The organism is Pseudomonas marginalis (assembly GCF_024169655.1).
Classification (GTDB): Bacteria; Pseudomonadota; Gammaproteobacteria; order Pseudomonadales; family Pseudomonadaceae; genus Aquipseudomonas; species Aquipseudomonas paraveronii.
Window position 1 is genome coordinate 3195023 of record NZ_JALJWV010000001.1, and the last position, 12872, is coordinate 3207894.

Consider the following 12872-nt stretch of genomic DNA (forward strand, 5'->3'; position numbering starts at 1 on the left):
TCCCAGCGCTGATCGCCACCGTTACACATTCTGACAACCTGTAGAGCCCGCAAGCGGAACACAAACACCTGCTTTCAACACCCAAACGAGCGCCTTCAGACAAAGGCGTTTGTCGGCAAGGACTGCCTCTCCGTGTGAAAGAAGGTGCTCATCATGACGTCCGTTACCCTATCTTCCGGCTCACCCCTACAGCCGGTTTACCGCCTGTTGCCCACGGCTTTACCTACCGACAGCATTGCCCAGGTCGAAGACGCGCCCGCGCAGCACGAAGTCGACAGCAATGACAACCGCCAGGCGCTCAAAACCGCACTGGCGCATAGGCGCAACCTGCAAACGCTTGCCCGACAACTCAACCAGGCGGCCCGCTCACTGGCACCGGATGCAACGGGCGAGGCGGTGCTGCGCGCGCTGCAAGAAACCCTGATGGACGTTGATCCCGACTCGGCGCTTCATCGTCAAACCGCGCTGGCGCACGAGCAAAAAATCAGCCTTGAGACCTTCATCAGCAGCCACGGCACCTATATGCCGGCCACGCGTGAAGACCTTTTCGACATGGCCGACGCGCTGATCAATCATTCGTTGTCACACCCTTTGGGCAACTTGGGCGGAGGCCTCAGTTGGGCATTGCCGCTCAGCGAGGAAAACCAGCGCGTGGTGCACGACGTGGTGGCCAACAACACTGAGAAACTGCCAGGGCTGCCTCTTTTCGATAGCCGGCGTGGCGCATTGGGGTATCTGCTGGAAGGCAACCCGCTATCCAGCGCCGAGTTACAGGACCCTGCCAAAGCGCTGGAAAAACTCCTCGATTCCCCCAAGGCGCAGGCGCTGGGCCTGGCGATACAAGCCAAAGTCGGCGGCATAGCGACCGACACCAGCGCAAACGACTATGTGCTGACAGCCATCCACTTGGGGCTGGACCCCGAGTCCATCGAACAACCTGGCAGAAATACCGTAGCGGGCTTCAACCTCGCGGCCGACAGCCTTTGGGGTATGTCGCCGGCAAGTGTGATTAGCGCGCTGGCCAAACACCTGAGCGACAGCGGCAAAACCTCCGCCGCTACCGCTGATCTCGGGGCGCGGTTGCTGCTAGCCCGGGTGGCGCCGCAATACCTGGTCAAGGATATTCCCGCCACGGTGGTGTACGGCAGCCAGGCGTGGGCCAACTTGTGCATCGCGGTGGCCGCGATTGAAGAGCAGGCACCCGGCAAGACAATGCACATGGATTTTACCGAGGTCATGCGTAACGCCGACTCAATCGCACCCGCAGGTGAATCGGCGCAGAAGGCCGCCTTGATCGACTGGGGCGTAGTGAACGGTTTTCTCTACGCCAAAAACGATGCGGAATACGACAACGCCGAAATCGAGTACACCCGTGAAGCCTTCAATGCCCAACAAAACGAATTGAGCGAGGCGTCCAAAGGCGTCGACTCGACACTGCCCAGCCGCAAACAGATGGCGCTGGATCTGCTGAAAGCCACCTTCGGTGACCGCGATGACTTCGAGGACCGAGTGTTGCGCATCAATTATAAATCCAACGACCCCAAAGCCCCGCGGTTCGGCCAAGCCTATTCGATGCTCGACATCACCCAGCAGGGGCTCAAAATCAACGTGCAGGATTGGCAAGTCTTCGGGGCGCGCGCAACCATCAATCTTGAGGCTTTTGCGCAATTCACCCGAAGCCCATCGTTCAATATTCCGCAGGCGTTCGACACGGCGTTTACCCGCGCACTGGACACTCTCAAACAGGTCAAAAAATACTCGATCATCAGCGCGATTGACCGCTTGCCACTGGCAGACCGAACACGCCTAAATTACGGAAAGATCACTTTTTTCAAGGAAAACGATTACCGAACCAGCTTGATCCCTTTTACCCAGGACAAGCTCTTCCACACCAGCCCAAAGGTCCTCGTACACACCGAATATCAAAACAGCCAACAGACATACGAGTTCGATACCACGACCGGCATCATCTCCAAGGTTGATCAGAGCAGGACCCGCCGCCCCCACCAATACGTGTCGAATGAAGTCAACAAAATCGAAGCGTTTCACCCCCATCGCTCCCTCCATAACTACGACGCCGAAGAAAAGGAAGCCCGGTACGCCACTTTCAACACCTTCCAAAGTCAGCGAACCCACTATATCGCCGACGCGTTGATCAAGGCGCAGGGGTTTGATGACCCCGCCGTCAAGCAATACGCGGCAGGCGAAACGCCGGCCGAGGCGCGACGCGAATGGGTCAGTTCAGCGACAAACGCACTATTGAACGTGATCCCTCTCAGATCGGCCATCACGAACTTGCGCAACGGCAACTATAAGGACGGCGCCATTGACCTGGCGATTGATATATTTGGCTTTGTGACGGCCGGGCTGGGCAATGCGACAAGACTCGGCAAGGCAGTGGCGGGCGCAGGCTCAACCCTGGGTAAATTGGCGCAGAGCGGCAAAATCCTCGGTGTCACGGCACTCAATGCCTTCAACCCGTTGAGCGGCACCGGTGACCTGGCGGTGGGTGCCGGCAGACTCGTCACCAGTGGCGTCAGTGCCGGCGCGCAAGGCATCCGCAAACTGCGTGGCGCGGCAAACAGCCAGGCCCTGCTCAGCGCCAGCCAACAGTACGAAGCGGCTGCAACAGGTCTCTTCAAGGTCGGCACACAATCAGTGGAAGGCGCTGCCGTGCGCCAACATGGCAAATGGCATGCCTTCGATGCAGCTACGATGCAGCCTTATGGTCCCGCCCTCGACTCGTTTACCCCTACCCATACGCTGATGCCGCCCACGCCCACCGCCCAACAACCGGGGCGATCGGCTCGCGATCATCGCTTCAACCCGCTGAGCCGACCGTCCCGCCCGCCACTCAGTCAACCGCCGGCCGGGCAGCCGGTCGAACAGGTGCGCAAAACCGACCATCTACCCGACACCGAGTACGTGAGCAGTATTCGTGGTCGACCCAGTGAGGGCCACTTCACCCCCAGCCGAAAGCAGGCAACCCGTGACAAATTCACCCAGGAAATGCGCGATTTTTACACGCGCATGACCACCGACGGACAGCCACCCCGCCCCGTTTTCCCGAATATCACCGCGCCCAAAAGAACCCCCGATGTCATTGCCGATGCATTTAGCACGGCGCCTGGCCTGGTATTTGGCGAATCCCACAACAACTTGGCCACGTTCCGAACCCTGTATGACAACGTCGATCTGTTTGTTCAAAACAAGGTAAAAAAGCTATTCGTCGAAGGCGTGGTGTACGACAAAATCATGCGTTGGAAAGACGATGGCATGGGCCGGATCGGGCACGCACACCGCCCACCCAACCAACGCCCGACCCTGGGCGAGCTGTTGAAGAAATTCGAAGACAACCAGATCGAAATCGTACCGCTCGACCATTTTTACCTGACGCGGCACAACGACGAACGCCACCTGTTCGGTGCCATCAAGACACCTGAACAGGCCAAACAACGACTCGAAGAGTTCAACTACTACGCCACCCGTACCATCGAGCAACACGCCGGCGCGGACAAGTGGATTGCCCTGGTGGGGCGCCAGCATGTCAATACCACCCAGAACGTTCCAGGCCTTTCCGAATTGACCGGCGCCACCGGCATCGCTGTGTATGAAAGAGCAGGACGCGGTACCTACGGCATTCGCTCGGCAGACCCACGGCCAGGCCCATCAGGCACCCTCACCCCTTCGGATGACTTGACTGGCGACCTGCAGATTTTCGCCGGCGAGCTGTGGTCCGCATAACGGGAACAGAAACCGGAAGGTGTTATCCAGGGCGATCGCAATGTGACAAAACGGATACCGACAAAATTTCTACATCCGGCACTTCATGATTTGCATCGCTCGTTCGTCTTATTTAGGTAAGAGCGCCATCATTTTCCTGATCAGGCTCTGATAAGGAGTTTTTTGCATGTACAACTCGCAACTGCCCAAGGACGGACATTCACCGACCGCCGATGCCGCTTATGGCAGAGGCGCCCAAGCGTTCGGCAACGCACCTGAACAGCACGGTAATCAGCGCATCCGCCATTTGCTCAAGTGTTTTGGTTTGCGCACCAGCCTGATCCGGTTGAAGGTCATCGACGCCCTCCTCACCGCCGCCGGCAACCAGCGCACCCTCGGGGTACGCGGTGTACACAGTCATTTGCTGGAGCTGGGCATCCCGTTGTCGTTTCTCAGCGTTCGCGAGGTGCTCAAGCGCCTGTGCAGCGAAGGCGTGATCACCCTCAATGCCGATAAAAGCTACAGCCTCCATGAAGAGGCTGCCAAAGTACTCGAAGGCCGCGCCTGACTCACGCACTTGAATCAGAAGTTAGGCTTGACCTTGCGACGCATCACACCATTGATCACTACCACGGTTACCGCCACCGCAATGGCGATGTACTGGAACGTTTTTTCGCTGATAACCCCGGTGTTCTGCAAATAGGACAGGCCAAACATCGTCCCCAGTACAACCAGGGAAATCAGAATCGAGTATTTCAAACGTTGCTTTTGGGTCATGACGGGTTCCTGAACCTTGAGAATGTATCCACTTTGTATCGCCGAACATGCCAAGCACATACCCGTTTGCGGGGATGGAATCGGGTCGGCAGGGTCTCATGTTACAGGCGATGAAAAACTTTGGCTTGTCCGTCGCCTGATTGAACCTGTGAGTACCCTAGAGGATTTTGAAATGTTCCGTCGAATCACACTGCTGATTCCCTTATTGATCATCCTGAGCATGAGCGGCTGCATCATTTTCCCACACGGTGGTGGCTGGCATGACCACCGTTACTACGGAGGCGGGCCGGGTTACTACCACCGCTGATCGCACTTGCGTCTCGCTCTGCCTGCGCAGAGCGAGACCGTTCAAGCCGTCACTTATCCACCTGCCTTCAAAGGACGCGTTTGGCCCGCCGATCAGCGCCGGCACGAAACATTTTGCACCAAGCTTCTCGCCATCCTGCGGAACACATTCAGCCAACCCACCACGGAATGGGCAGCCCTGATGCGCAATCAGATGCTCACCTCATTGAATGTGAAGGCCCCGCCGATGCTATTTCCTCTCGTTTATTTCGCAGCCACTCATACCCACACGCCACAACCTGCCCCTCGCGATAAACCCTCGCCTTACGATCCCCCATCAGATCTGACGCCAGACGGCAGTAACCGCAGAAAACACCCGCTGCACACTGACGGCGAGGTGACAATCAGTCGACTCATTGACTGGGATACATCGGACCCCGAAAAGCTGAAGATTAAGAGCAATTGGCTTTTAGTGGAAAGCGGTAACCAATCGGACCGTATCCATGTACGCAGTTGGCCCGGCGACAAGCTGCAAATCCTGATCAACGACAAGCCCTATTTTTTCGACATCAAAGAAAAACAGGGCCCGGAGCAGCACCTCTGGATCGAAACCCGAGGGGGCGATGACACGGTAATAATCGACGATGACGTCAAGCTTCGTGTTGACGTTGAAGGTGGCGATGGCAACGACTACATCCGGGCAGGCGGAGGTCGGAGCAGACTCTATGGCGGGAACGGCAAGGACTTCCTGCAACTGGGCAGTGGTCTCGGCTATGCCGAGGGCAATGACGGCGACGACACCATCCTTGGGGGAAGCGGCCATGCCGTGATGTATGGCAATAAGGGTATGGATCTGCTCATTGCCGGCGACGGTCCCGCCACCAAGCAGAGTTATCTGGACGGTGGCGACAACGAAGATGTACTCGTCTCAGGCAGCGGGCATACGGTTTCACATGGCGGCAATGACGATGACCTTCTTATAGGGCGTGACAGTACCACCTTCTATACAGGGAAAGGCCACGACACCATTTTGAATAATCAGCGCAAGGACCGTATCTACGCCAACGCCAGTGATCATTTCGACCGTACCCAAGGCTCGGCTTTCACCGAGGTGAAACCCAGCAACGCCGGCGAGCAGGCGTTCATCGTGAAAGACGGGCACCTGGAGTTCAAACAACGGGTAACCGACGACCTCGAATTCCTGCGCAGTTCGCCGCTAGGCCAACAGACCCTTGCCAAAATGGATGAACTCGCCGTGCTGAACGGCGGCAAAGTCACCATCGAACGAATTTCCTCGGGCGAGTCGTCATACCGGTTTTGGAGAACTGATCAGGACGCGCTGACACCTGAGGCACAAGATGCTCTCCCCCCATCGGATTGGGGAGTCATCCAAAATGGCGCGGCCGGCTTGGGCGCCAATAGCGCCCAGATTTTTTTTGACCCCCAAAGTACCCTGGAGAGTGCTGACGGCATCTTTACAGTGATTCCCGTAACCACCCTCTTTCACGAAATCGGGCATGCCTACAATGGCGCCACCGGCACGCTCCTGGCGGGCGAGAGTACCGAACGTCGGGAATCAGGCATATCGGACGTCGTCTCGCATCAAGAATACCAAGTCGTTGGCCTGCCCAGCGATGACGAACCTTTTGACTTCGATAACGACCCCGCCACGCCACCAAGCACCATTAATCCAAAACCCTTCACCGAGAACGGTTTGACCGAAGAAATGGGTAAACCGCTTAGGAAAAAATACCTATTTGAAACCAGTGCTCAGGGGGACGGTCTCTAGAACACGCTTCACACACCGGCCAGTCAGCCATATCAACAACCTCAACCACGGCTGCCGAGCAGCAAAACGCTGTGACCGAGTGGATCAACCGCAGCATGGTCCATATCCGACATATGGTCGAAGAGCGGGTGCAAAGCGGCCATGCCACTGAAACCAATACGCAAAGCCTGCTCAACGCCAATGCCTGGGTGATCGCGCTGATGAGCCGCTTCAAGGTGCAGTGATAAATTAATGAGACACTCCCGTGCAATGCATGGGAGTAGGTCTATTCTGACAGCTTGCGGTGCATAGTTTCGCCACACAGGAGGTGTTCCATGCGCGCTGTCGAGCAGTCGGTCCGCTTGGAGCGGATCAGTCAGGAGCGCTTTATCCAAGCCCCTATCGAGGCTGTCTACAACTATGTGACCCAGCCTGATCGCTGGCACGAATGGCACCCCACCTCCCTCAGCGCCGACACCGGCACCACCGGCTCACTCCCCGCCGGCGCGCGCTTTACCGAGATGATCGACCTGCTGGGCGTGCGGGTGCCCATGAGCTACCGCGTGCAGATCGCCCGCCCCCCGGAAGAATTCAAGGCGGTGTTCACCTCCCTGGCCGTCGACGGCTCGATTCACTACAGCCTGCAGGCCTGTCGTGACGGCACGCTGTTCAAGCGCGTGTTGACCTATGAAACCGAACTGCAACTCGCCGGCTTGCACGAGCGCATGGCGGAGCTGTCCACGGTCGCGCTGGACCGGCTCAAGCAGCGCTTGGAAAACCCCGCCGTCGTAAAATAAGCCAACATGCCATCGAGCTTCAGCGCGGCCGCGTTGCGCCGTAGTATCGACTGCAAGCCTACCGACTCAACGAGCAGACAGATCCGACACCCTCTTGACAAGGTAAAACCGCAACCTCTATTGTCTGACAACCTGACTACTAAGGTTTTCCCATGCTTGAGCTCCAGCGCCCTGACTCGCTCGTTGTACGGGTTGTCAGCGCCATCCGCGCCGAAATCGATTCTGGCCAATTGGCGCCCGAGTCGCGTTTGCCCACCGAACAGCAACTGGCTGAACAACTGAACGTCAGCCGTTCGGTGGTGCGCGAAGCGATTGCCCAGCTCAAGGCCGACGGCGTGCTGACGGCCAAGCGCGGCCTGGGCTCATTTATCTCGCAAACCCCTACGGGCACGGTGTTTCGCTTCCCGGAAAAAAACGGTCGCCGTCCAGATCTGGCGCAAATGTTCGAAGTGCGCCTGTGGATCGAAACCCAGGCCGCCTCGATCGCCGCCCAACGCCGTGACGCCGGCGACCTGCAACGCATGCAGAAGGCGCTGCAGGAAATGCACGACCAGCGCGCCGACTTCGAGGCCGCCGCCCTCGCCGATGTCGAGTTTCACCGCGCCATCGCCGAAGCCAGCAAGAATGACTACTTTGTCGCCTTCCACGACTTTCTGCGCAGCCAGTTGGCCAGTGCGCGCAAAACCGCCTGGGAAAACTCGGCGTCGCGTTTTGCCAGTGGCTCGGCCGACGCCACCCAGGAACACCAGGCGCTGTACCAGGCCATCGCCGATGGTGATGCTCAAGCGGCCGCAGCCAATGCTGAAGCGCACCTGCGCGCAGCGGCCAAACGCCTGCAACTTGAGCTGCCTGCCACGAACTGAATGATCCAAGCTTTCTGCAGCGTGCCTCGGGCACGCCATTTTTTTAACAAAAACATTAGTCTGACAACCTGATAAGCAGACTGAAATGTGCAGCCCCTAGGTACTCCAAACCATGATTTATGACTTCTGCATCATCGGCGGTGGCATCGTCGGCCTGGCCACTGCGATGGAGCTGCTCAAACGTCAGCCCAACGCTTCACTGGTGATCCTGGAAAAAGAAGCCACGCTGGCCAAGCACCAGACCGGGCATAACAGCGGGGTGATTCACGCCGGCATCTACTACGCCCCCGGCAGCCTCAAGGCCGATTTGTGTAAACGCGGGGCCGAGGCCACCAAACGGTTTTGCCGCGAACACGGGATCAAGTTCGAGGTGTGCGGCAAGTTGCTGGTGGCCTCCACACCTCTGGAAATGCAGCGGATGGAGGCACTCTATGCGCGTTCGCAGTTAAATCACCTGAAGGTCGAACGCCTGGACGCCGACCAACTGCGCCAGCGCGAGCCCAACATCATCGGTCTGGGCGGCTTGTTTCTCGATGCGACCGGCATTGTCGATTACCGCGAAGTCTGCGAAACCATGGCCCAGGTGATTCGCCGACAAGGCGGTGAAATCTGCCTGGAGCGCACCGTCACCGCGATTTCGGAAGACACCGACAAGGTCACCGTCAACACCCGCGGCGAAGCCTGGCAAGCCAGGCACCTGGTGGTCTGCGCCGGCCTGCAGTCGGATCGGCTGGCGACAATGGCCGGGGTCAAGATCGACCACCAGATCATTCCCTTTCGCGGCGAGTACTTCCGCCTGCCGGCGTCGAAGAACAACCTCGTCAACCACCTGATCTACCCGATCCCAGACCCGGAACTGCCGTTCCTCGGCGTTCACCTGACGCGGATGATCGACGGCAGCATCACGGTCGGCCCCAACGCCGTGCTGGGCCTGGGCCGGGAGAACTACCGCAAGTTCTCGATCAACTGGCGCGACGTGGCGCAGTACGCCAGCTTCCCCGGTTTCTGGAAAACCCTCTGGCAGAACCTGGGGTCGGGCAGCGTCGAGATGAAGAACTCACTGTTCAAGTCCGGCTACCTGGAGCAATGCCGCAAGTACTGCCCGTCGTTGAACCTCGACGATTTACTGCCCTATGAAGCGGGCATCCGCGCCCAGGCCGTGATGCGCGACGGCAGCCTGGTCCACGACTTTCTGTTCGCCCAGACGCCCCGCATGCTCCACGTCTGCAACGCGCCCTCACCCGCGGCGACCTCGGCGATTCCCATCGGCGAAATGATCGCCGATCGCATGTTCACACCCAGCTGATACCGCTTCCCCGGCCTCACCCGGACCAACGCAACAAGCGTCACTTTGACAATAAATATAATGACTCAGAAGGAAGTACAGAATGACGGCAACACCGCATACCGCTGCCCCGGAAACGCCGGCACACAGCAAAAAACGCCTGCGCAAAGTCGCCGCCGCCACGATCTTCGGATCGATGCTGGAGTGGTACGACTTTTACCTGTACGCCACCATGGCGGCCATCGTGTTCTCGAAGATTTTCTTTGATAACAGCGACCCGAAAACCGCCTCGCTCATGGCCTTTTCCACCTTTGCCATCGGCTTTATCGCTCGGCCGTTCGGCGGCATTCTGTTCGGCTACCTGGGCGACAAGTTCGGCCGAAAACAAGTGCTGGTATTGACCTTCTGCATGATGGGCGTATGTACCACGCTGATCGGCCTGATCCCCAGCTATGCCTCCATCGGCATCTGGGCGCCGATCATCCTGGTGTTTATCCGGATCATCCAGGGGCTGGGCGCCGGGGCCGAGTTGTCGGGCGCGGCGGTCACTTCCTACGAGCACGCATCGGAAGGCAAGCGCGGCAGCCAGGGCGCCTGGCCGGCGCTGGGCCTGAACCTGGGCCTGCTGCTGTCTTCGTTGACCGTGTACCTGCTGACCATCAACGGCAACGACTTCATGCTGGCAGGCGGCTGGCGCATCCCGTTCATCTGCAGCATCGCGTTGGTCGGCGTCGGCCTGTGGGTGCGCAACAGCATTCCGGAAACCCCGGAGTTCAAGGAGTTGAGCCAGACAGCTGCGGCCGCCAAGCCTTCGCCGCTCAAAGCGCTGTTCAAGAACGATCTCAAGGGGTTGGCGGTGGTGTTCTTCGTAGCCATTGGCTACAACGCCTTAAGCTATATCTTCAAGACGTTTTCCCTGGCCTACCTGACTCAGTTCAAAGGCGTCGATGTGCACGTCACGTCGCTGTCGGTGACCATTGCCAGCCTGATCGCCATCGTCGCGGTGCCGTGCTTCGGCTGGCTGTGCGACAAATGGAGCAGCAAAAAAGTACTGGTACTCGGCGGCGTCTGCTCGCTGTTGTTTGCCTACCCGTTCCTGGCCCTGCTCGATACCGGCGAAAGCTTGATGATCTACATTGCCATCGGCGTCGGCACCGGCCTGCTCGCCCCCATGATGTTCGCGCCCCAGGGCTCGTTCTTAAGCCGTCAATTCCCCACCCAGACGCGTTCCTCGGGCTTCGGCACCGGCCGCGAAATCGGCACCGCTATCGCCGGCGGCCTGGCGCCGCTGGGTGCCTTGTCCCTGGTGGCCGCGTCACCGACCCACGCTACGGGTGGTGTGGTGATTATCCTCACGATCGCGGCACTGCTGGTGGTGGTGTTCGCCCTGTGCGACCAGGGCCGTAAACACTCGACCTTCAAGAACTGAGCGAGAAACGTCGGCCAGACGTCGGCCCATGCCCCTGCGCATGACCGACGTCAAGGCCGCCCTTCGCGTAACCGGATACCCTGAAAAACGAGAGATGAGCACTCACTCACCCCCGAAGAAACCCTAGGAGTACCCGTTGAAAACCCGCCACTGCCTCGTCGTCCTCTTCCTGATCACGACGTTGACGTTACTCGTTGATATCCCGGTCGATACCTGGCTGACCTCAGCGACCCTCAGCTTGCTGCTCGGCACTGCCGCCCTGGTGTACATGGCGACTTCCTGCATTCTGGCCAGTCGTTGGTCGGTAGTGGAGAGCGTGTTTGGCGGCCTGGATCGCGTCTATGAGGTACACAAGTGGCTGGGCATCTGGGCGCTGGTATTTGCCACGTATCACTTTGTGTTCAAGGCCAACCTGGATGTGTGGAACAGCGTGCCCATCATGGAGCTGCCCAAATACTGGACGCGCCTGGTCCGTCAGTTGAGCTACGTGGCGCTGGGCCTGATCGTGTTGTTGGCGTTGAACCGCAAGATCCCTTACAGCGTCTGGCGCTGGTGGCACAAACTGTCTGGCCCGCTGTTCCTGATCGTGATCCTGCACTGGCTGAGCTTCAAATCGCCGATCACCCTGGCCAGCCCATCGGGCGTTTGGTTGATGTTGTGCTGTGGCCTGGGCGTAATCGCGGTCTTCTATAAGTTGGTGCTTTACCCCTCGGTAGCTCGTGCCGGCGAATACCAGGTGACGGCCGTCAACCGCGCCAACGGCGCCCTGCACTTGACGCTGGCGCCGATTCACAAAGGGTTCGACTTCAAGGCCGGGCAGTTCGCGTTCCTGGCGATGCAGGTCAAAGGACTGCGCGAGCCGCATCCGTTCACGATCGCCAGCGCAAACAGTGCGAACGGGCAGATTTCGTTCATGATCAGAGGGCTGGGGGATTACACCAACGCCCTGGCAGACTGCGCCAAGGTCGGCATGCGCGCCGACCTGTATGCGCCTTACGGGCGTTTCAAGCGCGTCGTCCAGGCCGAGCGGGAGATCTGGATCGGCGCCGGCGTGGGGATTTCGCCGTTTATTTCCTGGCTGCAAGACCCCGCGGCCAAAGACTTCGACAAAGCCACGCTGGTCTATTGCTTCACGCCCTCGCGCGCCTTCCCGCCTGCCGAGCAGGTGCAAACCATGGCCCGCTTACGGGGTGCGCAATTCGTCAGTAATGCCGGCGGTCTGGAGCGCTTGGCCGACACCCTGCGCCAGGCCGTGACCGAGACCGCCCCCGACAAGGTGCATGTCAGCTTCTGTGGCCCCAAGGGCTTGCTGGTCAAGGTCCGCGAACTGATGAACGCCCAGCGGATTCCGCCGGCCAACCTGCACAGCGAACGGTTCGAGTTTCGCTGAAACAACCGAACGCGGATCAACCCAGCCCCCGAAGGGGGTTTGGCGGCGCACATAAACTGGCATGATAGTGCCCATCCGACGACCTGCTCTGACTAGCGAGATGCCCCATGAAAACCCCATTGCGACTGGCCCTGCTTTCAGCCCTGTTGACCACCGGCCTGGCCCAGGCGGCCGACCTGATCCCCATCGACGTACACCGCGACGCTAACTGCGGGTGCTGCAAGCAATGGATCAGCCATCTGGAAAGCCACGGCTTCAAGGTCAATGATCACGTTGAAGCCGATATGAGCGCGGTCAAACAACGCCTCGGCGTCGCGCCGCGCCTGGGGTCGTGCCATACCGCCGTGATCGACGGCAAGTTCGTCGAAGGCCACGTACCCGCCGAGCACGTGTTGGCGCTGCGCAAGCGCGATGATTTGCTCGGGATCGCCGCGCCGGGCATGCCCATGGGTTCGCCCGGCATGGAAATGAACGGCCATGGTGACGCCTACCAAGTCATCGGCCTGACCCGCGACGGCAAAGATGTGGTGGTGGCCGACTACCCGGCACACTGAT

At 59.1% G+C, this 12872-nt stretch carries 11 protein-coding genes and 1 pseudogene; 11 read left to right on the top strand and 1 reads right to left on the bottom strand.

What is annotated here, in order from left to right; all coding sequences use genetic code 11:
• The first annotated feature begins 153 nt into the window (after nt 1–153).
• Nucleotides 154–3744 (top strand): membrane-targeted effector domain-containing toxin, encoded by a 3591-nt coding sequence (locus J2Y83_RS14500; RefSeq protein ID WP_253396195.1) that lies wholly within the window; start codon nt 154–156, stop codon nt 3742–3744.
• Between the two features lie 166 nt (nt 3745–3910).
• Complete coding sequence (locus J2Y83_RS14505; protein ID WP_253396197.1) at nt 3911–4291, top strand: fe2+ zn2+ uptake regulation protein; 381 nt, start codon at nt 3911–3913, stop codon at nt 4289–4291.
• A gap of 14 nt (nt 4292–4305) precedes the next feature.
• On the opposite strand, the gene J2Y83_RS14510 is transcribed toward J2Y83_RS14505, so the two are convergent.
• Complete coding sequence (locus J2Y83_RS14510) at nt 4306–4500, bottom strand: hypothetical protein (RefSeq protein ID WP_017846379.1); 195 nt, start codon at nt 4498–4500, stop codon at nt 4306–4308.
• A 172-nt stretch (nt 4501–4672) separates the two neighbouring features.
• On the opposite strand from J2Y83_RS14510, the gene J2Y83_RS29590 reads away from it, so the two are divergent.
• The 9 genes and pseudogenes from J2Y83_RS29590 to J2Y83_RS14550 all read left to right on the top strand — a co-directional run bounded on the left by J2Y83_RS29590 (nt 4673) and on the right by J2Y83_RS14550 (nt 12871).
• Nucleotides 4673–4807, top strand: a complete 135-nt coding sequence (locus tag J2Y83_RS29590) for a hypothetical protein (RefSeq protein ID WP_017846380.1) — start codon at nt 4673–4675, stop codon at nt 4805–4807.
• A gap of 6 nt (nt 4808–4813) precedes the next feature.
• Nucleotides 4814–6574 carry a M91 family zinc metallopeptidase gene (locus J2Y83_RS14515; RefSeq protein ID WP_253396199.1) on the top strand — a complete coding sequence of 587 codons (1761 nt, stop codon included), beginning with the start codon at nt 4814–4816 and terminating at the stop codon, nt 6572–6574.
• 29 nt (nt 6575–6603) lie between these two features.
• Nucleotides 6604–6798: pseudogene (locus J2Y83_RS14520) on the top strand (hypothetical protein); the annotation flags it as partial.
• 90 nt (nt 6799–6888) lie between these two features.
• Nucleotides 6889–7350: an SRPBCC family protein gene (locus J2Y83_RS14525; protein WP_253396201.1), complete on the top strand. Its 462-nt coding sequence runs from the start codon at nt 6889–6891 to the stop codon at nt 7348–7350.
• 152 nt (nt 7351–7502) lie between these two features.
• Nucleotides 7503–8213 carry a FadR/GntR family transcriptional regulator gene (locus tag J2Y83_RS14530; RefSeq protein WP_253396203.1) on the top strand — a complete coding sequence of 237 codons (711 nt, stop codon included), beginning with the start codon at nt 7503–7505 and terminating at the stop codon, nt 8211–8213.
• 112 nt (nt 8214–8325) lie between these two features.
• Nucleotides 8326–9519 (top strand): L-2-hydroxyglutarate oxidase, encoded by a 1194-nt coding sequence (gene lhgO, locus J2Y83_RS14535; RefSeq protein WP_253396204.1) that lies wholly within the window; start codon nt 8326–8328, stop codon nt 9517–9519.
• Between the two features lie 82 nt (nt 9520–9601).
• A complete protein-coding gene (locus tag J2Y83_RS14540; RefSeq protein ID WP_253396205.1) occupies nt 9602–10927 on the top strand; it encodes an MFS transporter in 1326 nt (441 codons plus the stop codon).
• A gap of 136 nt (nt 10928–11063) precedes the next feature.
• On the top strand, nt 11064–12317 hold the full coding sequence (locus J2Y83_RS14545; RefSeq protein WP_253396206.1) for a ferredoxin reductase family protein: 1254 nt from the start codon (nt 11064–11066) through the stop codon (nt 12315–12317).
• Between the two features lie 107 nt (nt 12318–12424).
• A complete protein-coding gene (locus J2Y83_RS14550; protein WP_253396207.1) occupies nt 12425–12871 on the top strand; it encodes a DUF411 domain-containing protein in 447 nt (148 codons plus the stop codon).
• Nucleotide 12872 lies beyond the last annotated feature (1 nt).